At 67.0% G+C, this 21,228-nt stretch carries 26 protein-coding genes; 22 read left to right on the top strand and 4 right to left on the bottom strand.

Going from position 1 to position 21,228, the window contains the following annotated elements; all coding sequences use genetic code 11:
- Positions 1–54 precede the first annotated feature (54 nt).
- Genes argS through tatC form a run of 6 tightly spaced genes read left to right on the top strand, consistent with a single transcriptional unit; the run spans position 55 to position 5,039 of the window.
- Complete coding sequence (gene argS / locus JAO74_RS02450) at positions 55–1,779, top strand: arginine--tRNA ligase (RefSeq protein ID WP_199034649.1); 1,725 nt, start codon at positions 55–57, stop codon at positions 1,777–1,779.
- Positions 1,779–2,510 carry an SPOR domain-containing protein gene (locus JAO74_RS02455; RefSeq protein ID WP_199034651.1) on the top strand — a complete coding sequence of 244 codons (732 nt, stop codon included), beginning with the start codon at positions 1,779–1,781 and terminating at the stop codon, positions 2,508–2,510. The genes argS and JAO74_RS02455 overlap by 1 nt, the downstream gene beginning before the upstream one ends.
- Before the next feature lie 25 nt (positions 2,511–2,535).
- A complete protein-coding gene (gene nagZ, locus JAO74_RS02460) occupies positions 2,536–3,537 on the top strand; it encodes a beta-N-acetylhexosaminidase (protein ID WP_199034652.1) in 1,002 nt (333 codons plus the stop codon).
- Positions 3,538–3,595: 58 nt separating this feature from the next.
- Positions 3,596–3,835 (top strand): twin-arginine translocase TatA/TatE family subunit, encoded by a 240-nt coding sequence (locus JAO74_RS02465; RefSeq protein WP_056525143.1) that lies wholly within the window; start codon positions 3,596–3,598, stop codon positions 3,833–3,835.
- A gap of 29 nt (positions 3,836–3,864) precedes the next feature.
- Positions 3,865–4,278, top strand: coding sequence for a Sec-independent protein translocase protein TatB (tatB, locus tag JAO74_RS02470; RefSeq protein WP_199034653.1), 414 nt, complete (start codon positions 3,865–3,867; stop codon positions 4,276–4,278).
- Positions 4,275–5,039, top strand: coding sequence for a twin-arginine translocase subunit TatC (gene tatC, locus JAO74_RS02475; protein ID WP_199034656.1), 765 nt, complete (start codon positions 4,275–4,277; stop codon positions 5,037–5,039). Before tatB ends, tatC begins: the two co-directional genes overlap by 4 nt.
- A gap of 69 nt (positions 5,040–5,108) precedes the next feature.
- Here tatC and JAO74_RS02480 read toward each other — a convergent pair whose 3' ends face one another.
- The 3 genes from JAO74_RS02480 to JAO74_RS18630 all read right to left on the bottom strand — a co-directional run bounded on the left by JAO74_RS02480 (position 5,109) and on the right by JAO74_RS18630 (position 7,247).
- Complete coding sequence (locus JAO74_RS02480) at positions 5,109–5,243, bottom strand: entericidin A/B family lipoprotein (RefSeq protein ID WP_199034666.1); 135 nt, start codon at positions 5,241–5,243, stop codon at positions 5,109–5,111.
- Between the two features lie 247 nt (positions 5,244–5,490).
- Positions 5,491–7,077 carry a sensor histidine kinase gene (locus JAO74_RS02485; RefSeq protein WP_199034668.1) on the bottom strand — a complete coding sequence of 529 codons (1,587 nt, stop codon included), beginning with the start codon at positions 7,075–7,077 and terminating at the stop codon, positions 5,491–5,493.
- Positions 7,078–7,088: 11 nt separating this feature from the next.
- Complete coding sequence (locus tag JAO74_RS18630) at positions 7,089–7,247, bottom strand: NepR family anti-sigma factor (RefSeq protein ID WP_233150559.1); 159 nt, start codon at positions 7,245–7,247, stop codon at positions 7,089–7,091.
- Between the two features lie 230 nt (positions 7,248–7,477).
- Between JAO74_RS18630 and JAO74_RS02495 the strand changes: the two genes are divergently transcribed.
- From JAO74_RS02495 to JAO74_RS02505, 3 genes are all read left to right on the top strand, one after another.
- On the top strand, positions 7,478–8,281 hold the full coding sequence (locus JAO74_RS02495; protein ID WP_199034670.1) for a response regulator: 804 nt from the start codon (positions 7,478–7,480) through the stop codon (positions 8,279–8,281).
- 55 nt (positions 8,282–8,336) lie between these two features.
- Positions 8,337–8,474: a hypothetical protein gene (locus JAO74_RS02500; RefSeq protein WP_199034678.1), complete on the top strand. Its 138-nt coding sequence runs from the start codon at positions 8,337–8,339 to the stop codon at positions 8,472–8,474.
- A gap of 122 nt (positions 8,475–8,596) precedes the next feature.
- On the top strand, positions 8,597–9,244 hold the full coding sequence (locus tag JAO74_RS02505; protein ID WP_199034680.1) for a sigma-70 family RNA polymerase sigma factor: 648 nt from the start codon (positions 8,597–8,599) through the stop codon (positions 9,242–9,244).
- A 19-nt stretch (positions 9,245–9,263) separates the two neighbouring features.
- Here JAO74_RS02505 and JAO74_RS02510 read toward each other — a convergent pair whose 3' ends face one another.
- Positions 9,264–9,443: a hypothetical protein gene (locus JAO74_RS02510; RefSeq protein WP_199034682.1), complete on the bottom strand. Its 180-nt coding sequence runs from the start codon at positions 9,441–9,443 to the stop codon at positions 9,264–9,266.
- 61 nt (positions 9,444–9,504) lie between these two features.
- Between JAO74_RS02510 and JAO74_RS02515 the strand changes: the two genes are divergently transcribed.
- The 13 genes from JAO74_RS02515 to JAO74_RS02575 all read left to right on the top strand — a co-directional run bounded on the left by JAO74_RS02515 (position 9,505) and on the right by JAO74_RS02575 (position 21,206).
- Entirely contained in the window at positions 9,505–12,174 is a 2,670-nt protein-coding gene (locus tag JAO74_RS02515; RefSeq protein ID WP_199034684.1) for a bifunctional [glutamine synthetase] adenylyltransferase/[glutamine synthetase]-adenylyl-L-tyrosine phosphorylase, read from the top strand.
- Positions 12,174–12,629 (top strand): peroxiredoxin, encoded by a 456-nt coding sequence (locus JAO74_RS02520; RefSeq protein WP_199035183.1) that lies wholly within the window; start codon positions 12,174–12,176, stop codon positions 12,627–12,629. The genes JAO74_RS02515 and JAO74_RS02520 overlap by 1 nt, the downstream gene beginning before the upstream one ends.
- Positions 12,629–13,420 carry a ferritin-like domain-containing protein gene (locus tag JAO74_RS02525; protein WP_199034686.1) on the top strand — a complete coding sequence of 264 codons (792 nt, stop codon included), beginning with the start codon at positions 12,629–12,631 and terminating at the stop codon, positions 13,418–13,420. Before JAO74_RS02520 ends, JAO74_RS02525 begins: the two co-directional genes overlap by 1 nt.
- Before the next feature lie 164 nt (positions 13,421–13,584).
- A complete protein-coding gene (locus tag JAO74_RS02530; protein ID WP_233150561.1) occupies positions 13,585–14,217 on the top strand; it encodes a M23 family metallopeptidase in 633 nt (210 codons plus the stop codon).
- A gap of 76 nt (positions 14,218–14,293) precedes the next feature.
- Positions 14,294–17,443 carry an intermembrane phospholipid transport YdbH family protein gene (locus JAO74_RS02535; RefSeq protein WP_199034690.1) on the top strand — a complete coding sequence of 1,050 codons (3,150 nt, stop codon included), beginning with the start codon at positions 14,294–14,296 and terminating at the stop codon, positions 17,441–17,443.
- Between the two features lie 29 nt (positions 17,444–17,472).
- Complete coding sequence (locus JAO74_RS02540; RefSeq protein WP_416194272.1) at positions 17,473–17,646, top strand: YnbE family lipoprotein; 174 nt, start codon at positions 17,473–17,475, stop codon at positions 17,644–17,646.
- A 1-nt stretch (position 17,647) separates the two neighbouring features.
- Positions 17,648–18,025 (top strand): YdbL family probable chaperone protein, encoded by a 378-nt coding sequence (locus JAO74_RS02545; protein WP_199034691.1) that lies wholly within the window; start codon positions 17,648–17,650, stop codon positions 18,023–18,025.
- 149 nt (positions 18,026–18,174) lie between these two features.
- Positions 18,175–18,492, top strand: a complete 318-nt coding sequence (locus JAO74_RS02550; RefSeq protein WP_056525182.1) for an AtpZ/AtpI family protein — start codon at positions 18,175–18,177, stop codon at positions 18,490–18,492.
- A gap of 33 nt (positions 18,493–18,525) precedes the next feature.
- Positions 18,526–19,317, top strand: coding sequence for a F0F1 ATP synthase subunit A (locus tag JAO74_RS02555; protein WP_332908711.1), 792 nt, complete (start codon positions 18,526–18,528; stop codon positions 19,315–19,317).
- A gap of 71 nt (positions 19,318–19,388) precedes the next feature.
- Positions 19,389–19,616 carry a F0F1 ATP synthase subunit C gene (locus JAO74_RS02560; protein WP_038662560.1) on the top strand — a complete coding sequence of 76 codons (228 nt, stop codon included), beginning with the start codon at positions 19,389–19,391 and terminating at the stop codon, positions 19,614–19,616.
- A 67-nt stretch (positions 19,617–19,683) separates the two neighbouring features.
- On the top strand, positions 19,684–20,178 hold the full coding sequence (locus JAO74_RS02565; RefSeq protein WP_199034693.1) for a F0F1 ATP synthase subunit B family protein: 495 nt from the start codon (positions 19,684–19,686) through the stop codon (positions 20,176–20,178).
- The gene (locus JAO74_RS02570) at positions 20,171–20,809 is read left to right on the top strand and encodes a F0F1 ATP synthase subunit B family protein (protein WP_199034695.1); all 639 of its coding nucleotides are present in this window, start codon (positions 20,171–20,173) and stop codon (positions 20,807–20,809) included. The genes JAO74_RS02565 and JAO74_RS02570 overlap by 8 nt, the downstream gene beginning before the upstream one ends.
- Before the next feature lie 76 nt (positions 20,810–20,885).
- Positions 20,886–21,206 (top strand): DMT family transporter, encoded by a 321-nt coding sequence (locus tag JAO74_RS02575; protein ID WP_199034697.1) that lies wholly within the window; start codon positions 20,886–20,888, stop codon positions 21,204–21,206.
- Positions 21,207–21,228: the final 22 nt, after the last annotated feature.

Below are 21,228 nucleotides of genomic sequence, written 5' to 3' on the forward strand. Positions count from 1 at the left end.
GAGCCGCGTCGCCTTTACCGCTAGATGCCCCGCTTTCGATCATCCGGAACAGCCATGACGCTTTATACCCGCTTCGCCGCGCATATCGATGCGGCGCTCGACACGTTGACGACGGCGGGCGTGCTGCCGGCCGGCCTGGACCGCCGCAACGTGACGGTGGAACCGCCGCGCGACGCCAGCCATGGCGATCTGGCGACGAACGCCGCGATGGTGCTGGCCAAGCCCGCCGGCGTGAAGCCGCGCGATCTGGCGGAGCGACTGGCCGCCGAACTGACGAAGCTGGACGATGTCGCCCGCGTCGATGTGGCCGGTCCCGGATTCATCAACATGATGCTGACCGACGACAGCTGGCGTGCCGAACTCGCCACCGTCCATGCCGCCGGCGCCGATTATGGCCGCTCGACGACGGGTGAGGGCATCACCGTCAACATCGAATATGTGTCGGCCAACCCGACCGGGCCGATGCACATGGGCCATTGCCGCGGCGCGGTGGTCGGCGACGCACTCGCCAACCTGCTCGAATTCGCCGGCAACAAGGTGATCCGCGAATATTACGTCAACGACGCCGGCGGTCAGGTCGACGTCCTCGGCCGCTCGGCGCATGTCCGCTATCGCGAGGCGCTGGGCGAGACCGTGACGATCCCTGAGGGGCTGTACCCCGGCGACTATCTGGTGCCGGTGGGTCAGGCGCTGGCGGCCGAATACGGCGATCGCTACGTCACCGCGCCCGAAGCTGAATGGCTGCCCCTGTTCCGCACGCGGGCAGTGGCGGCGATGCTCGTCCTCATCCGCGACGATCTCGCCCTGCTCGGCATCCACCACGACCTGTTCTCGTCCGAGGCCGAGTTGCAGGCGGCCGGCAAGCCCCAGGCGGCCGAGGCGGAACTGCGCGCCCGCGATCTGGTCTATGACGGCGTGCTGGAAGAGCCCAAGGGCGAAACGCCCGACGATTGGGAGCCGGTCGAGCTCCCCTTGTTCCGCTCGACGCAATATGGCGACGATCAGGATCGTCCGATCAGGAAGTCGAACGGCCAGTGGACCTATTTCGGCGCCGACCTCGCCTATCACTATCAAAAGGCGCAGGGCGCCGATCAGCTGATCGATATCTGGGGCGCCGACCATGCCGGCACCGTCAAGCGGATCGTCGCGGCCGTCGCGGCGCTGACCGGCGGCAAGACGCGCTTCGACGTGAAGCTGATCCAGATGGTTCGCCTGCTCCGCGCCGGCGAGCCGGTGAAGATGTCGAAGCGGTCGGGCAATTTCGTGACGCTCGCCGATGTCGTCCGCGAGGTCGGGCGCGACGTCGTCCGCTTCACCATGCTGACGCGCCGCGCCGACGCGCAGATGGATTTCGATTTCGCCAAGGTGGTCGAGGCATCCAAGGACAATCCCGTCTTCTACGTCCAGTATGCGCATGCCCGCATCGCCTCGCTCCACCGCCGCGCCGCAGAGGCGGGGATCGCGGCGGGCGAGGCCGACCTGTCCCGCCTCGGGACGGAGGAACTGGGGCTGGTCAAGCTGCTCGCCCAGTTCCCGCGCATGGTCGAAACCGCCGCATCGACGCGCGAACCGCATCGGATCGCTTTCTATCTCTATGACCTGGCCGGCGCCTTTCACGCGCTGTGGAACGTCGGCAACGATCGCCCCGATCGTCGCTTTCTGGTGGTCGAGGATGCGGATGCCACGCGGGCACGGCTTTTCTTGGCGGCCGGCGTAGGGCAGATTATCCGCAACGGTCTGGCGATCATGGGCGTCGAAGCCGTTTCGGAGATGAATTGATGGCCGACGACAGGCATATCCGCAACGAAGACCGGCTTCCCTGGCTGGAAACGGTGGATGCGGAGGACGAAGAATCCTCCGCGCCGATCATCCGCATCATCGCGCTGGTGCTGGTCGGTCTCGCCGTGTTGGCCGGCATCGTCCTCGCCGTCCTGACCTTTCGCGGGCGTGAGGCATCGGGCACCGGCCAGCTGATCCCCGCCGCCACCACCGCCTACAAGGTGCGGCCGGAGGAACCGGGCGGCCTGAAGGTGGAGGGTGAGGGCGACAGCGCCATCGCCACCAGTGCCGGCAAGGCGGCCGGCACCGGCGCGATCGATCTCGGCGCCGTACCGGAAGCACCGATCGACACCACCCGTGCGCAACCCGCCGCCAAGGCGACCGACGACGAGGGCAGCCGTAATGCGGTCGCCGATGTGCCGGCCCGCAGCGGCAAGCTGGTCGCCGCCGCCCCGCTGACATCCTCGCGCCCCGCTGGGCAAGGCCAGTCGACGGGGGGAACGATGGTGCAGTTGGGCGCCTATCCCAGCGAAGCGGTGGCCAACGAATCATGGGGCCGCTTCGCCAAGCGCTTCGGCTATCTCGCCGCACTACCCAAAGCGGTGCAGCCGGTCGCGCGCGGCGGCAAGACGCTCTATCGCCTCCGCGTCGATGCCGGCAACGCCAATCAGGCCGCCGACCTCTGCGGCCGCCTCCGGGTCGCGGGCGAGGCGTGTTTCGTCGCCGGCTGATCATGTTTGCGGAGCACGGCCCGATATGACCCCGATGATCGTCGGGCTGAACGGCCCGACGCTGTCGCCGGTCGAGCGCGCCGCCTTCGCCGCGTCGGCACCGGCAGGCTTCATCCTGTTCGCCCGCAACGTAATCGATCCGGTCCAGTTGCGGGCGCTGACCGACGATTTGCGGATGCTGACCGGACGGGACGACCTGCCGATCCTGATCGATCAGGAGGGCGGCGCCGTCGCCCGGTTGCGGCCACCGGAATGGCCGGCGTTCCCGGCCCCGGCGCGTTTTGCCGCGTTGTACGAACAGGCACCGATGTCGGCGATTCAGGCGATGCGCGCCAATGGCGAGGCGATCGGACTGACGCTGGCGGCGGCCGGCATCACGATGAACGCCGCGCCGATGCTCGACCTCGCCTATCCCGATGCCGACCCGGCATTGGCCGACCGTGCGTTGGGCGCCGGGCCGATGCAGGTGGCGGCGCTGGCGCGGGCGATGCTGGAGGGGTTGGCGATCGCCGGCGTGACCGGTATCGTCAAGCATATGCCGGGCCATGGCAGGGCGACCGTCGATCCCCATCATGCGCTACCGATCATCACCGCCACGGCGGCAGAACTGGATCACGATATGGCACCGTTCCGAACGCTGGCCCATGCCCGCGCGGGGATGACGGCGCATGCGGTCTTCACCGCCTGGGATGCGGCGCGACCGGCAACGCTGTCGCCGACCGTCATCGACGAGACGATTCGCGGCACGATCGGCTTCGATGGATTGCTGCTGTCCGACGATCTCCACATGAACGCGCTGACGGGCGATCTGGTCGATCGGGCAATGGCGGCGGTCGCGGCCGGCTGTGATCTGGCGCTATGCTGCCGGGCGACGCCCGATGAGGCCGTGACGCTGGCGGCGGCCCTGCCGCCCATGTCGGATCGATCCCGGCGGCGCCTGCACGACGCGATATCGACCCGGGCCACCGACCTTCCCGATCCCGCCGCGGCGATCGCGCGATGCAACGCATTGCTGGCGCTGGCATGACGCTGGAAATGCCCTTGAATAGCGCCTAGATGGATCATCAGCTTCAGGAGTACGCATCATGGGCAGCTTCAGCCCGATTCATCTGCTCGTTCTCGCCGTCGTCGCCATCCTGCTCCTGGGCGGCGGTCGATTCTCCAGCCTGATGGGTGACGTCGCCAAGGGCGTGAAGAACTTCAAGAAGGGCATGGCGGAGCAGGACGACGATGCTGCCGCGAAGCCGGCCAAGCGTATCGAGGCCCAGACCCGCGCCGAGCCCGCGTTCGATCGCGAGGCCGATCGCGCGCGCGACGACCGCTGATCTTCCTCTACTGCTGAGGCGCGGCCTGCATGTTCGATATCGCGCCGACCGAGTTGCTGCTCGTCGCCTTCGTGGCGCTGGTGGTGATCGGTCCTAAGGATTTGCCCAAGGCGATGCGGGTGGTTGGCTATTGGGTCGGCCGCGCGCGTGGTGTTGCGCGTCAGTTCCGCTCCGGCTTCGATGCCATGGTGCGCGAGGCTGAGCTGGAGGAAATGGAAAAGAAATGGGCGGCGGAGAACGAACGGATCATGCGTGAGCATCCGGCGCCGTCCGACGATCCCGACGCCATACCGGATCGCGGGTTACCTGCCGGTCATGTCCATGATGAACCGGCGCCCGACACGCATTCTACGGCGGCGGAACAGCCGATAATGGTCGAGAAGCCGGAAGTGTCGCCCGCCACGAAGGTCGAGCCCGGCCGCTCCGAAGGTGCCGCCTCGTGAGCGAGATCGACGAAAGCCGTGCGCCGCTGCTCGATCATCTGATCGAACTCCGCCGCCGCCTGCTGATGTGCATCGCCGCGCTGGTCGTCGCGTTCGCCATCGCCTTTTACTTCTCGGAATCGATCTTCGCGTTCCTCGTCCAGCCGCTGCTGGCGGCCGGGCAGGGGACGGTGATCTACACCGAGATTTTCGAGGCGTTCTTCGTCCAGGTGAAGGTTTCGTTCTTCGCGGCGATGATGATCGCGTTCCCGGTGATCGCCAACCAGCTTTGGCAATTCGTCGCGCCCGGCCTGTATCGCAAGGAAAAGCGGGCATTGCTGCCGTTCCTGCTGGCGACGCCGCTGCTGTTCATTCTCGGCGCCGCGATGGCCTATTACATCGCCATTCCGATGGCGCTGCACTTCCTGCTCGGCTTCGATGGCGTCGTCGGCGGTGTGAAGCGAGAGGCGTTGCCGGCGATCGGCAACTATCTCTCGTTCACCATGCAGTTCCTGTTCGGCTTCGGCCTGTCGTTCCTGCTGCCGGTGCTGTTGATGCTGCTGGAACGCGCCGGCATCGTGACCCGCAAGCAACTCGTCTCGGCACGGCGCTATGCGATCGTCGGTGCGTTTGCGATCGCGGCAGTACTGACGCCGCCGGATATCGGGTCGCAGCTGCTCCTCGCGATCCCGCTCTGCATCCTCTACGAGGCGGCCCTGATCGGCATCTGGTTCACCGAACGTCGCCGCGCCCGCGAAGTCGAGGAACTCGAAGCCGAATAGCAAACGGGCTCCGGTGTCGACGACACCGGAGCCCGCGATCCCGGACCGACCGGGCTCGGCCTCGATGGCTTACTTTACGTCGTTCGCGGTCTTGGCCACCGTATCCCCGGCCGAGCTGACATCCTTGCCAACGCCTTCGACCGTGTTGCAGGCCGACACCAGCAATGCGCCTGCGACCACCGCGAGACCAACCAACTTACGCATAAGAACCTCCTGAAGGCGAAACTGCCGAAGTGAGCAATGTTCGGCCCGGCCGATCGTTCCACCTGTGGATCGATGGCAAGGCCGATACCCAAAACGTTAAAGGCCCGAAAACTCGACCGGGGGGGAGGGTCGATGTTTCCGGGCCTATGTCGTGGACCGCGAGAGCGGGGGGGCATAAATTCGCGATCCGCAGTTAGAACGGCCGTGATAAAAACCGGTTCCGGCCGATGTCCAAAAATTTTTGGCGTCAGTCCCGGCCGATCACGGCAAAGGCGATTTCATACGCGCCCGTCAGCGGATCGTGATGCAACTTCGCCCGCAACTGGCGCGACAGACCCTCCATCACCCGGCCGTACCGGGTGCGTGCCAGATCCTGCAACAGGTCGCCGTCGACCAGCGCACGCGACACGACCCGCAGCGTCGCACGTTCTTCCTGATCGCTCGGCTTCACCGACACGCGTATCTGCGCCGACGGATCGCAGGACGAGGCCAGTTCGATCATCTCGGTAACCAGAAAGGCTAGCGCGACCGCCACGTCCTGATTGACCAGATAGGCGTCGACATCCAGCGTGATGCCGATCGCCTGCGCCCGCTCCGACGCGGTGGCGCGGATATTGGACGCCAGTTCGCCGATCATCGTTCGCAGGTTCAGGCCGCGATGCTCCTCCAGTTCGGCGAAATGGTGACGATGCACGACTGCCAGCGCATCGACGCGCCGCTGGATCGAGGCATAGGCGGCGGAAGCATCCGGGCTGCGCGCACCACGGGCATGGAACGCGATCAGGCTGGAGATCACCTGCAAATTATTCTTGACCCGGTGATGGACCTCCCGCGTCAGTTTCGTCTGGCGCCGCAGTCCCTCTTCCAGACCCGCTTCATGCGCCGCGACGGTTTCGCTGATCGCCCTGAACGTCTCGCCCAGTTCGCGAATCTCCTGTGCCGGCAGGCTCGTCGCCCGCGAATCGATCACCTGACCGGGCGTGAACGCCGCCACGCTGGCCCGCAGCTGGCGCAGCGGCCGCAGCAACAGGCGATCCACCACGAACCACGCGATCCCCGCCGCCGCAGCCCACATCAACAGCGGCAGCATCAGCGCGATCACCAGCGATGACGTGATCGGCGCACTCCGAACCTCGGTCGCCAGGACTAGACCGCCGATGCCCAATTCCGTCCGCAGCGTCTCCATGCGACGCAACGGGCCGTCGTTCGGCATCGTTTCCAGTTCCAGTACATTATCGCCGTCCACCAGCGTGCTGGCGAACGTGGTCGCGCGGCTGGTCGGCCGCCCGAGCCGACGCAGGAATTGTTGCGGGAAGAACGCGCGCGCCATGATGTCCGTCCGCGCTTCGCCGAACGACAGGACGACACCCTGATTGGGGACGATCGCCGCATCGATCGGCAGGTCGGAATCCTCCGCACGCACCGATGGCAACAATTCGCCGCACAACAGGCGCCCGCGCCGGTCGGTGATGGCGAACCGCGCGCCGGCCGAGGCCTGTTGCGCGAATACGCCCTGCGCCCGCGCGCAACTGGGCGCATCGGCGGGATCGGCGCCCAGCGCGTCGACCGCGACCCGCAGCGCGGTCATGTCGCCGATCAGTTCGATGGCGATCGACCGCGCGCTTTCCGTCGCCGCAATGCGCAGACGCGCCCGCGCTTCCGAATCGGCCAGGCGGGTCGTCTGCAAGGTAGCAACGACAGCGATCAGCGCGAGCGGCAGCAACGCCGCGCTCAGGATGAGGAAAAGTTTGGCGCCCGTCGGAATCCGGCCGAGACCGGATCGACGTTCGGCGGGTGCGACGGTGACGAGGTCGGGTGCATCTGACACGGGCATGCTGCCCGGTGTCAGGTCAATTTGCCGAGCAAGTCGAGCAGGTCGTCCGGCACGCTTTCCTCAACCGTCTTTTGATAGACGGAACGCAAGGCGGAGCCCATGACGCGGTCCTTTTCGGAGACGGCCGCTTTCCTGGAATCCGGCGTCTTTTTGATCTTATCCTGACCCAAGCTTCGCGACTTTCCCCCAGATACCGCCAGAACGCGACGGCCACGCAGTATGCCGCTTTGTAGCGCGACGTGAACAAGGGCATGAAACCAAAAATCGTCTCGATGGTTCCCACTCCAGTACGAAAAACCGGACGGATACCGGATTGTCGTATTCGATCATTTGCCGTTGCATCATTTTCGGGCTGACGCGTTAAGCCCGGCAGATACGTTTCAGGGAGTTTTCATCGAACATGTCGCTCGGACAGCAACTCGCACCGCACCTTCCCTTTTTGCGGCGTTACGGCCGGGCGCTCACGGGCAGCCAGAGCCATGGCGACAAGTACGTCCGCGCCACGCTGGAAGCGATCGTCGCCGCGCCGGACCAGTTTCCCCGCGACGTGGACCCGCGTCTGGGCCTGTACCGCATGTTTCAGGGCATCTGGTCGTCGGCCAATTACGACGAGATGGAAGATAACTTGGGCAGCGAACTGGCCGGCGCAGAGGCGGTGACGCGCGCGCGTCTTGCCCGCATGACGCCGCTGTCGCGTCAGGCGTTGCTGCTGACCGCGATGGAAGGTTTCTCGCCCGAAGACGCAGCCTATCTGATCGATGTCGATGCCGACGAGGTCGACCGGCTGGTCGCCGAGGCGCTGTCCGAGATCGAGAACCAGACCCGCGCCCGCGTGCTCATCATCGAGGACGAGCCGATCATCGCGATGGATATCGAGACGATCGTCCGCGATCTCGGCCACGACGTCACCGGCGTCGCGGTCACACGTGACGAGGCGGTCGGTCTCGCCATGGAGGATCGCCCCGGTCTGGTGCTGGCCGACATCCAACTGGCCGACGACAGCTCGGGCATTGATGCGGTGAAGGACATTCTGGCCGAATTCGAAGTGCCGGTCATCTTCATCACCGCCTTCCCGGAGCGCCTGCTGACCGGCGAGCGCCCCGAGCCGACCTTCCTCATCACCAAGCCGTTCCAGCGGTCGACGGTGAAGGCGGCGATCAGCCAGGCGTTGTTCTTCGACCAGACCACGGTGCCGGCCGAATAAATCATCCGCACGAAACCGTTGCGGAGCTAAAACGACATTGGGAGGTTAAGGCATCATGACTGATCCAGAACAGCCGGCCCATCTGACCGGCGAAGAGGCACGGGCGGGGGCAACCCCGCACATGACGCGCTATATCCTCCCGATCTCGTTGGGACTCATCATCGTGATTTTCGCGGTGCTGGTGTTTCGTTGACAGATCGCCGCCCCGCGAGACCTTTGTGAATGTTGCTTCATTCGAACGGGTTGGAAAGCGGGGCGGCAACGCCTACCTTGGCGCGACGCAATTCGTGCGCCGTGCCTCATGATCGGACAAGAATGACACAGCCCATGCTGCGTGACGATGACGCGGACGAGCAGGACATCGCACCGGTCGAACACGTTTCGTTGTCCGACCCCGAATTCAAGAAGCAACTGGCGCAGGTGATCCCGCACCTTCGCGCCTTTGGTCGTTCGCTCTCCGGCAGCCGCGATCTGGCTGACGATCTGGTGCAGGAAACGCTGTTGAAGGCATGGGCCGCCCGCCAGCGGTTTCAGGCCGGGACGAACATGCGCGCCTGGACCTTCATCATTCTGCGTAACCTGTATCTGTCCCAGATGCGCCGCGCCCGTTTCAAGGGCGAGTGGGACGATCTCGTCGCCGATCGCATCCTCGCGGCGCCGGCAAGCCAGGATCGCCATGTCGAACTGGGCGATATGCAGCGTGCCCTGATGCACCTGCCGCAGCCACAGCGCGAAGCGTTGATTCTGGTCGGCGCGGGCGGATTTGCCTATGAAGAAGCGGCGGAAATCTGCAACGTGGCCGTCGGCACGATCAAGAGCCGCGTCGCCCGTGGCCGCGTCGCACTGGAAGCATTGTTGACCAACGGTGCCCTGCCGTCACGTCGCGATCACGAAGTCGACAGCAGCAAGACGGCGCTCGATTCGATCATGGGCGATGTGGACCACCTCAGCCGCGGACGTTGAGGTGATGGATGTCGCGTCGTCAATGATGGCGCGACGCGGGTCCATCCATCCGACGCAGCAACTCGATCATGTCCGCCGGCAGATCGGCAGCGGTATAGGCATTGCGCAACGCGCCGCCGATCGCGTCATAATCGCGCGGGCGCCGAACGAATTGTTCGCCGCCGTCCCGTTCGATCACAAGGCTGGTTGACCATGACATGCCGCCTTAAACGTATGGGCGGCGCTTTCGTTTCGTTCGGCCTCGCATCCGTGACGATCGGATGACGATTGTGCCCGTCCATACCGGCCTGCCTGATGCGGTGGATCGCGCCGTCAGATGGTCGCCTTTTCTGGCCATGCTGGCAACGCGCGAGCCGCGGGTTGCCGATGCGGCGAGGGCAGGGCGGTTGCTGCTCGATACCGACGACCTGCCACACGACCTGCCCGTGGCGGTCCGCCTGCGCCGCCGCCGCCGCGCGCTTGCGTTGGGCATCGCGCTGGGCGATCTGGCCGGCATCCTCGATCTGACCGCCGTCACCGGCGCGCTGACCCGTTTTGCCGACGACGCGCTCGACACCGCCATCCGCGCCGCCCTTACCGAGCGATATCCCGACGAGGAGCCACGCGGTTTTGCCGCGATCGCGCTGGGCAAACAGGGATCGGGCGAACTCAATTACTCGTCCGACATCGATTCTATCCTGTTGTTCGATCCCGAAACGCTGCCCCGCCGCGCCCGCGAAGAACCGGAGGAGGCCGCCGTCCGTATCGCCCGGCGCGTGGTCGAACTGCTGCAGGCCCGCGACGGCGAAGGATATGTCCTGCGCGTCGACCTGCGTCTGCGCCCCTCGCCGGAGGTTACGCCGATTGCTTTGCCGGTGAACGGCGCCATCGCCTATTACGAAAGCCAGGCACTGGCATGGGAACGGGCCGCGTTCATCAGGGCGCGCGCCGCCGCCGGCGATCTGGACTTGGGCCGCCGTTTCCTCGCGGCGGTACGGCCCTTCGTCTGGCGGCGAACGCTCGATTTCGGCGCGGTCGGCGAGATCCGTGGCCTGTCCGCCCGCATCCGTGACCATCATGCGCAGGGGCAGGCGTTCGGTCCCGGCTACGATCTGAAACGCGGCCGGGGCGGTATCCGCGAGGTCGAATTCTTCGCGCAGATCCACCAGTTGATCCACGGCGGCCGCGACGCCGCCTTGCGTGCCCCGGCAACGCGCGACGCCCTGGAAGAACTGGCGATCGCCGGCTGGATCGACGTGGACGATGCCACCGCGCTATCATCCGCCTATACCCTGCTGCGCACGATCGAACACCGCGTGCAGATGATCGACGATCGCCAGACGCATCGTCTGCCGCTGGCCGGCGAACCGCTTGACCGGGTGGCGAAGCTGCACGGGCTGGCCGATGGCGCAGCCCTGCTCGATCTGCTGCGCCCGCATGTCGAGCGCGTCGGCCGGACCTATGACGCGCTCGACGACCGCCAGCGCCCGGCGCTGTCCCGCGATCCCGAAACGCTCGCCCCGGCCCTCGCGGCCGCCGGGTTCGATCCGGCCACCACGACCCAGCGGATCGCCGCCTGGCGCGCCGGCACCTATCCCGCCCTGCGCAGCCCGCCCGCCCGTGCCGCGCTGGAGGCGGTATTGCCGACGCTGGTAGAGGCGCTCGGCGGCGCACCCGACCCGGATCAGGCATTGCACCGGTTCGATACGATGCTGGAGCGAATGCCCAGCGCCATCAACATCTTCCGCCTGCTGGAGGCGCGACCGGGTCTCGCCGATCTCCTCGTCCGGTTGCTGTCGCACGCACCGCCGCTCGCCGACGAGCTGGCGCGGCGGCCGGCGCTGCTCGATGGTCTGATCGACGCGACCGCGCTCGACGGGGTGGGGGATGTCGCCGCCCTCGCCGAAACCATGCGCGGCGGCGATGTCGCCGATTACGGCGCGCGGCTCGACCATGTCCGCCGGATAGTCGGCGAGGCGCGGTTCGCCCTGGGCGCGCAGATCGTCGCCGGCACCGCCGATCCGCTCGTCGTCGGGGCAGGCTATGCCCGCGTCGCCGAGGCGGCGGTCACGGTGCTTGCCGAGGCGACGGTGGCCGAATTCGCCCGGACGCATGGCCGCGTGGCGGACAGCGAACTGGTAATCCTCGCGCTCGGCCGACTGGGGGGCGGCGTGCTGACGCACGCCTCCGATCTCGATCTCGTCTATCTGTTCACCGGCGATTTCGCCGCCGAATCCGATGGCGCGAAGCCGCTCGGCGCGACGCTCTATTACAACCGGCTCGCGAGCCGGGTGACGGCGGCACTGTCGGTCGCGACGGCGGCGGGGCCGCTCTATGCCGTCGATACGCGGCTGCGGCCATCGGGCACGCACGGCCCGCTCGCCGTGACGCTCGACAGCTTCGCCCGCTATCAGCGCGAGGACGCCTGGACGTGGGAGCACATGGCGCTGACCCGCGCCCGCGTCGTCTTCGGGTCGGCCGCTGCCCGCGCGGCGACCGACGCGATCGTCGCGGACGTGCTGGGCGGCAACCGGCCGCCGCGCGACATCGTCGCGGAGGCCAGAACGATGCGCGCCGACGTCGCCCGTCACAAGCCGCCCGCCGGCCCGATCGATGCGAAGCTGCTGCCCGGCGGTCTCGTCGATCTGGAGTTTACCGTCCACGCCCTGCAACTGGCGCATCACACCGCGCTGGTCCCCGATCTCGGCACCGCGATCGATCGGCTGATCGATCGACGACTGCTGCCGCCGACGATGCGAGCCGCGTATGATCTGCTCACCCGCCTGCTCGTCACGATGCGCCTCGTCGCGCCCGACGCCGCCCCGCCCGCCGATGCCACCCGCACGCTGGTCGCGACCGCGCTCGGCCTGCCCGACTGGTCGGCGGTGGTTGCCAGCCTCGATACGGCGCGGCAGGAGGTCGCGGCGGCGTGGTCCGCGCTGGAGGCATGATGAACATTGGCGATCCCGTTCCCCCGGTCCGCGTGACGAAACCGGACGGCGAACCGCTCGATCTGGCGACGATGCCGCTGCCGCTCGTCGTGTACTTCTATCCGAAGGACGATACGTCGGGCTGCACGCGCGAGGCGCAGGATTTCTCCGCGCTCGCCGCCGACTTCGCCGCCGCCGGCGTCACCGTACTCGGCCTGTCGAAGGACCCGCCCGCCGCCCACACGAAATTCACCGCGAAGCACGCGCTGACCGTCGCGCTCGCCAGCGACGAGGACGGCAGCGCCTGCGAGGCGTTCGGCGTCTGGGGCGAAAAGCAGATGTACGGCAAGACCTATATGGGCATCGAGCGCGCGACCTTCCTGTTCGGCATCGACGGCACGCTCGGTCAGGTCTGGCGCAAGGTGCGGGTGCCCGGCCATGCCGAAGCGGTGCTGGCGGCGGCGCGCGCGGCGTGATGCGGACGGTGGGAGAGGCGTGCCGGGCGGTCCTGCTCGCCGCCGACCCGCCATCGAAGGTTCGTACCGCGCGGGCGGTGGCGCGAGCGTGGCGGCGCGGCGACCTGCGTCATGATTTCGACGCGACCATGCCCGACCAGCCGACCCGTCCGGCCTCGCCCGAATTGCTGCCCCCCAACCGCATGCCCAAGCGCGGCGGCGGATCGGAACGCGGGCGGATCGCGTTGCTCCACGCGCTGGCGCATATCGAATTCTCCGCGATCGATCTCGCGTTCGACGTGGCAGGTCGCTTCGGCGCGCAGTTTCCCCGCAGTTTCATTGATGACTGGCTGTCGGTCGGCGCGGACGAGGCGATGCATTTCGCCATCCTCGACCGGCGGTTGCGCGCGCTGGGTTCGCGCTATGGCGCTCTGCCCGCGCATGCCGGCCTGTGGGATTCGGCGGCGGCGACCGCGCACGATGCCACCGCCCGGCTCGCGGTCGTCCCGATGGTGCTGGAGGCGCGCGGTCTCGACGTCACGCCCGACACCGTCACCCGCTTCCGTGTCGCCGGCGACGAACCGAGCGCCCGCATCCTCCATCGCATCTACACCGACGAGATCCGCCATGTCGGTTTCGGCGCCAAATGGTTCGGATTCTTGTGTGCCGAGGCCGATATCGCCCCCGCGCCGCACTGGCAGATGCTGGTCCGCCGCTACTTTCGCGGCGTCGTTAAGCCACCGTTCAACGATTCGGCGCGCGCCCGTGCCGGTCTGACGCGAGAGTTCTACGCGCCCCTTGCCGCCGACTGAACATTCCGGCCACACATCATCGTGTTGGAACGCGGTGGGGCTGCGAATCAGCTTGGATGGTCGGGCCGATCCCTAAACGGGAGATCGGCGATGTTGTGCGGGGTTCGATGAACAAGCATTTCCTTTCGGCCATGTTGGTCTTCTCGACGTTCGCCACGCCAGCGATGGCCGCTGACGAAACGGCCGCTGCCAAGCCCGCCACCGGCGGCGAGTACATCCCGATCCCCAGCGCCGAAGCGACCGCCGACCTGAAGGCGGACCGTCAGTTCAAGTCGCTGTTCCAGACCTGGAAGAGCTTCGACGGCGGCCTCGGCAAGGGCGCGATCGCGATCCCTTCTGTCCATCCCGTCGCCAAGCTTCAGTTCACCAGCAATTTCGGCATCCGTTCCGATCCCTTCCGCGGCACCGCCGCGATGCACGCCGGGGTAGATATTCCCGGTCCGGTCGGCACGCCGATCTATGCCACCGCGGACGGTATCGTCTCGCACGCCGATCGTCAGGGCGGCTACGGTAACCTCGTCGAGATCAACCATGGCAAGGGCATTGCGACCCGGTACGGCCATCTGTCGAAGATCCTCGTCACCGATGGCGCCCGCGTCACCCGTGGGCAGCTGATCGCATTGATGGGTTCGACCGGTCGTTCCACCGGCCCGCACCTTCATTACGAGGTGCGGATGGACGGCCACGCGGTCAATCCCGTGCCCTTCCTGACCAACGCCGATTACCTGCTCGCCGCACAGGATCACAGCGTCGGCCAGATCCCCGTCTCGACCACCGGCCCGGTTCCGCTGGACTAAGTCGCAGGATCGATTGCCGCCGCCCGCCGCCATCCGTAAGGGATGGTGATGAGCGCTGGAACAACGGCAGGAATGCGTGGACGAGACTGACGACCACGCCCCGTTGCCGGAGCGACCACCCCGCCGGAAACGCCGTCTCGCGCTGGCGGCCGCCCTGTCGCTCTCCACGGTGCTGGGCATATTGTGGATCGAGCGGCGGCCGATCCTCACCCATTTCGTCGATCGCGAACTGACCCGGCGGCAAGTACCGGCGCGCTATACCGTCGCCGATCTCGGCATCGGCCGCCAGCGATTGACCAATGTCTCGATCGGCGATCCCGCCAACCCCGATCTCACCGCCGACTGGGTGGAGACACGCGTCGCCCTGTCGCCATCGGGACCGTATCTGGTCGGCGTCGCCGCCGGCCGTGTCAGCCTGCGGGGCAAGCTGGTCGACGGCAAGGTGTCGCTCGGCGCGATCGATCGCCTCCTGCCGCCACCCTCCGGCAAGCCATTCGCGCTGCCGTCCCTGAATGTCGACGTTGAAGACGCGCAAATTCGCCTCGCCACACCGGCCGGCCCCGTCGCGCTGGCAATCACCGGCAGGGGCAAGCTCGACGACGGTTTCGCCGGCCGCATACGACTGGCCGCCCCCCGACTGGCGACCGGCCCTTGTATCGCGATCGGCACCGCCGCATCGATGCAGATTCGGATCACCCGCGCGCAACCTCATCTCGTCGGCCCCGTCAGCGCCACCCGTATCCAGTGCGACGCCACCACGGTCACCACTGCCCGCGCCGATCTGGATGTCGCGCTGAGCGCCGCCCTGGATCGCTGGCGGGGCGAGGCGCGCGTCGCCACCGCCGCCGGATCGACCACCGGCGCCCGTATCGCCGCCTCCCACGGGCAATTGACCTTCGCCGGCACCGCCCGACAGGTCGACGGCACGATCACCGCCACCGCCGATCGACCGCAACTGGCACAGGGCAATGCCGGCCGATTGACGATCGATGGCCGCTACCAGATCGGCGCCCATCCCCAATTCACCGGCCGTGCCGCCATCGTCGCCGGCGGCGTCGATCCCTTGCTGCTGCGACAGGCCACGTCATGGCGTGATGCGGCGGCAGGAACACCGCTGGCGCCGCTGGTCGCAAAGGCTGGCGCCGCCATCGCCGCCGCCGGTGGACGTTTCGACGCGGTGGCCGATCTTCGGGTTTCCTCCAGGTCGCTTGCCCTGTCCCGCATCGCGATCGACACGGCCAGCGGCGCGCGGCTGACGCAATGGGGGGCGACCGCGATCGACCGGACCGGCGTCCGCCTCGACGGACAGTTGATCGTCGGGGGCGGCGGCCTGCCCGGATTGCGCGTCTCTCTGTCGCAGGCGGCGGCCGGCGCGCCGATCCATGGTCGCGCCATCGTCGATCCCTATACTGCGGAGACCGCCCGCCTCGCGCTGTCGCCCGTCACGTTTTCGGCCACCCCCGGCGGTGCGACGCGAATCGCGACGCAGGCGACACTATCCGGCCCGATCGGTAACGGTCGCGTCGATGGTCTGACCGCACCGATCTCGCTGTTCTGGGACGGTCGCCGCCGCGTCGTCGTCAATCCCTCCTGCACGCCGGTGACGATCGACGTCTTGACGCTCGCCGGCCTGACGCTCGATCCCGCCCGATCGACCCTGTGCCCGACCGGTCCCGCCCTGGTGACGCTGGACGGCAACCGCCTCGCCGGTGGTGCACGGCTCGCCGCCACGACCCTCGCCGGTCGCCTCGGCGGCACGCCCCTGACGCTGACGATCGCCGGCGGGGAAGGACGGCTGGGTCGACCGGGCTTCACCCTCACCGATGTCGCCGCGCGGCTCGGCAGCCCCGATCGCCTTTCACGACTCGACATCGCCACGCTGGCCGGCACGATGGCAAGCGGTCGCGTGACCGGGCGATACGATGGTGCCGGCGGCCAGATCGGCAACGTTCCGCTGATCCTGTCCGCAGCGGCCGGCGACTGGACACTGGCCGGCGGCACCCTCGCATTGACCAGCGCGCTTACCGTATCGGATCAGGCGACCACCCCCCGTTTCCGCCCGCTGGCCGCCCGCGATGTCGCGCTCACGCTGGCGGGCGACCGCATCGACGTCACCGGCACCCTGCACGAACCGACGACCGGCACCCGCGTCGCGACCGTCGCCATCCTCCATCGTCTGTCTATCGGCACCGGCACCGCCGATCTCGCCGTCCCCGCGCTGGCATTCGGCGACGGCTTCCAGCCCGATCTGCTGACGCCGCTCACCTTCGGCGTCGTCGCCGACGTGCGCGGCACCGTCGACGGCACCGGCCATATCGCGTGGAGCCCGGCCGGCGTTACCAGCACCGGCGATTTCGGCACCGCCGCGCTCGATCTCGCCGCCGCGTTCGGCCCGGCGACGGGAATCGCGACGCGCGTGCGGTTCGACGATCTGCTCGGCCTGCATACCCCGCCGGGTCAGGTCGCGACGATCCGCACCGTCAATCCCGGCATCGCCGTGCAGGACGGCACCGTGAACTACCAGCTGCTCGGTCCGTCGCAGGTGCAGGTGGAGGGCGCGCGCTGGCCCTTCGCCGGCGGCGCCCTGACGCTCGATCCGTCGCGCCTGACCTTCGACGGCACCAGCGAGCGGCGCCTGACCTTCCGCGTCGATGGCGCCCGCGCCGACCAGTTCCTGCAACAGTTCGACTTCGAGAATCTGAACGCCACCGGCACCTTCGACGGCATCCTGCCGATGATCTTCGACGAATCCGGCGGCCGGATCGAAAACGGCCAGCTCGCCATGCGTGAGGGCGGCGGCACCATCGCCTATGTCGGCGCACTGGGGCAGGAGCAACTCGGCGTCTGGGGCGATCTGGCATTCCAGGCACTGAAATCGCTGCGCTATCGCAGTCTCGCGCTGACCCTCAACGGTCCGCTGGCGGGCGAGATGGTCACCGATGTCCGGTTCGCCGGGATCAGTCAGGGGCAGGGGGCGAAATCGAACTTCCTCGTCCGCCGCCTGCAGAAACTGCCCTTCGTCTTCAACGTGCGGATCAAGGCGCCGTTTCGCGGCCTGCTCGATTCGGCGCAGTCCTTTTACGACCCCCGCCGCCTGATCCAGCGCAACCTGCCGGCGCTTCTCGAACAGCAACGGCGTGCGGGTCAGGTGCAGCCGCCGACGATCTCGATCCCGACCCTGCCGACCCCCGCCATTCAGCCTTCAGCAAGCGAGACCATGCGATGAACCGTTTCAGGTTGACGACGATGCGAACAATGACGACCTTCATGCTGACAGGTGCGACCGTGACGACCGCCGGATGCGTGAACGTCACCGCGCCCGACAAGCCGATCGTGATAAACCTGAACATCAGTGTGACGCAGGAAGTGGTGTACCGGCTCGATAACGAGGCGAAGACATTGATCCAGCAGAACCCGGGGATTTTCTGATATGAAGACCAAGGCCATCCTGATCGCCGCCGCGGCCCTGACCATCGGCCTGTCCGCCGCCGCCTGGGCACAGCGCGATCCCGCCTATGCCGCCGCGCGCGCCGCGGGGCAGGTGGGCGAGCAGGCGGATGGCTATATCGGCCTCGTCGGCGCCGGCTCGGCCGATCTGCGCGCGGTGGTCGCCAACATCAACATCCAGCGCAAGTCGGCCTATACGCAAAAGGCGTCGGCCAGTGGTGCGACCGTCGAACAGATGGCCTTCACCAGCGGCTGCAACCTCATCGCGCAGACGGCGCCGGGGGAAAAATACCGCACGCCCGATGGCGTCTGGGCGACCCGGACGGGCGCCGCGCCGACCCGCGATCCGCGCTGCGTCTAAACCTCGGCCCGATCCCGCATGACGGCGGATCGCCGTCATGCGGTTGACTTGGCCGGTTACGCTTTCTAAACGGACGGCGCCTTGGCGGGGTCGCTCGCCGTTCTCGTGTTTCCCCCGGTATGGCCAGTGTTTCGGGCAGGGGATGATACGTGGCGGAAAACGACTCCGGACGGGACTTCCATGACGCGGAGGACCCGCGACTCTCCGCGCTCGACGAGCGTTTGCGAGAGGCGCGAGTTCAAGAAGCGGCACGGTCGGGGGTGAAGGTGGATACGGACCGGGGATATTCCCAGGGAAACCGCGTCATCTCGGCCCTGATCGGAAGTCTGGTCGGCAGCGCGCTGATCGGGTGGTGTATAGACCGCTGGTTCGGCACGACGCCATGGGGACTGATCGTATTGCTGTTCCTCGGGATAGCGGTCGCGTTCAGGCAGATCATTCGTATAGGCAACGAGCGCCCGGAGTGATCCGAGCGCTTTTTCGTAGTTTGGAGCTAGTTGGTGGCGGCGGCAGAAGGCAGCAAGATCGACCCGATGCACCAGTTCCTGATCGAACCCGTGCTGGGTTCGCACTGGATCGTGGGCGGTTACGACCTGTCGTTCACCAACTCCGCGTTGTGGATGGTGGTGACGCTCGCCTCGCTGGTGGTCTTCATGGTCGGCGGCATGAAGCGCGAGCTGGTTCCCGGCCGCTGGCAGGCCGCCGTGGAGGGTTTCACCGGCTTCGTCTCGGGCATGCTGACGTCGAACATCGGGCCTGAGGGCAAGCGGTTCATTCCCTACGTCTTCTCGCTGTTCATGTTCATCCTGTTCGCCAACATCCTGGGCTTGCTGCCCTTCGGTGTCGTGCCGGGTGTCCATCCCTTTACCGTGACCAGCCACCTGACCGTCACCGGCGTGCTCGCGATCATCTCGTTCGCGATCGTCCTGATCGTCGGCTTCGGCCGCCACGGCTTCCACTTCTTCTCGCTGTTCGTGCCGCACGGCACGCCGGTGGTGATGATCCCGCTGATCTTCGTCGTCGAGCTGATGAGCTTTCTGGTGCGCCCGTTCTCGCTGGGTCTGCGACTGTTCGTCGCGATGACCGCGGGGCATATCCTGCTGAAGGTGCTGGCCGCGTTCGTCATCAACGGCATCAACATGGGCCCGGGTTATGCGGCGATCGTGACGCTGCCCAGCTTCGTGCTGATGATCGGCATCACCCTTCTGGAACTGCTGGTCGCGGCGATCCAGGCCTATGTCTTCGCGTTGCTGACGAGCGTGTATCTGAACGACGCGGTGAACCTGCACTGACGCGCGTGCGCGTGCGCAGGTGTGACTTTCGAGACTTTCCATCCTTTTTTATCTGACCTGGAGTGATTGATATGGACGCAGAAGCCGCAAAGATGATCGGCGCCGGTCTGGCCGCGATCGGCATGGGCCTCGCCTCGCTCGGCGTGGGCAACGTGTTCGCCAAGTTCCTCGAAGGCGCGCTGCGCAATCCGGGCGCCGCGGACAGCCAGCAGGGCCGCCTGTTCATCGGTTTCGCCGGTGCGGAGCTTCTGGGCCTGCTCGCCTTCGTGACGATGATCATCCTGCTGTTCGTCGCCTGATTTAAAGAAGCCGTGTCGGCCGGGTGTCTCCTTTCGGGGGCGCCCGGCCGAACGCTGAAGGACGCGCATGCCCCAGATTTCCCAGATCGCCGCTACCTATGCCTCGCAGATCTTCTGGCTGCTCATTACGTTCGGCCTCCTCTACTTCGTAGTGGGTCGCGGGATGGTGACGAAGATCGTGGCCACCGTCGATGCGCGCGAATCGCGGATCGCCGGTGACCTTGCCGCTGCCGAAGCCGCCCGGCTTCAGGCGGACAGGACCGAAGAGGCATGGCGCGTCGAGATGGAGGCGGCACGCACCGCCGCCGCCGCCGACACCAACGCCGCCAAGGTTCAGGCGACGCAATCGGCCGAATTGCAGGTCAAGGCGGCCGATGCCGAACTGGCCGAGCGTCTGGGTCATCATGATCTGGCGATCGCCAATGCCAAGGCAGAGGCACTGGCCAATCTTGAAACCGTCGCCGCCGAAGTGGCCCAGCAGCTTGTCGCCAAGCTATCGGGCGTTCAGGTGAGCGTCGATCAGGCCGCACATGCGGTTCGGGAGGTACGGGCGCATGGCTAATCCCGGCATCAATGCCAGCACGGTCGTGGCCGACAACCTCGCCGATGCCGCTCACGAAACCGGCATGAATCCCACGCCGATCAAGGAAGGCGACGGCGTCCACGGCACCGTCGCCTCGACCGAGGAACACGCACCGTCGCCGACCGCGTTCGGCTTCGACTCCACCGGTTGGGTCGCCATCGCGGCGCTCGTCGTCGTGGCGATCATGCTGTGGAAGAAGGTGCCGACGCTGATCGGTGGCATGCTCGACACCCGCATCGCCGCGATCCGCACGCAGTTGGACGAGGCCGCCAAGCTGCGCGCCGACGCCGAGGCGCTCCGGGCGGAATATGAGGCCAAGGCCAAGTCGGCCCATGCCGACGCGGAAACCATGCGCGACCACGCCCGTGCCGAGGCACATGGCATCATCGTCAAGGCCAAGGCCGATGCCGAAGCGCTGATGGATCGCCGCGCCAGGATGGCCGAAGACAAGATCGCCGCCGCCGAGCGCGCTGCGATCGCCGAGGTCCGCGCCCGCGCCGCCGATGCTGCCGCCAAGGCGGCGGGTCTCCTGATTGCCGAGCACCACAATGCGACCGCCGACCACGCGATGGTCAGCCGCACGATCGCCGGTCTCGGTCGGCCCAACTAACACTTTCGAATAATATCGGGCCGCCTCTTCCGGGTTTCCGGCGGCCCGCTTTCCGACGAGCCCGTGGGAGAATCCCATGTATTGGTTCGTCCTCGCCGTCGCCGTCGGCACCGAAATCTGCTGGGCGCTCAGCCTGAAATGGGCGGCAACGCTCGCGACGTGGCAGGCATCGTCGGTGCCGGTCGTCCTCAGTTTCGTCAACATGGGCCTGCTGGCGGTGGCGATGCGCGGACTGCCCGCCGGCACCGCCTATGCGGTCTGGACCGGTCTCGGCGCGGTCGGCGTCATCATCGGCGGCGTGATCCTCTTCGGCGATCGGGTCGGGCCGGTGCAGATGGGCTTCATGGCGCTGACCGTCGTCGGTGCCGTCGGCACGAAGCTCTTCGCGCAAGTATAACGACACGGGGGTAGCCGTGGCA

It is taken from the genome of Sphingomonas mollis (assembly GCF_016427505.1).
GTDB lineage: Bacteria > Pseudomonadota > Alphaproteobacteria > Sphingomonadales > Sphingomonadaceae > Sphingomonas > Sphingomonas mollis.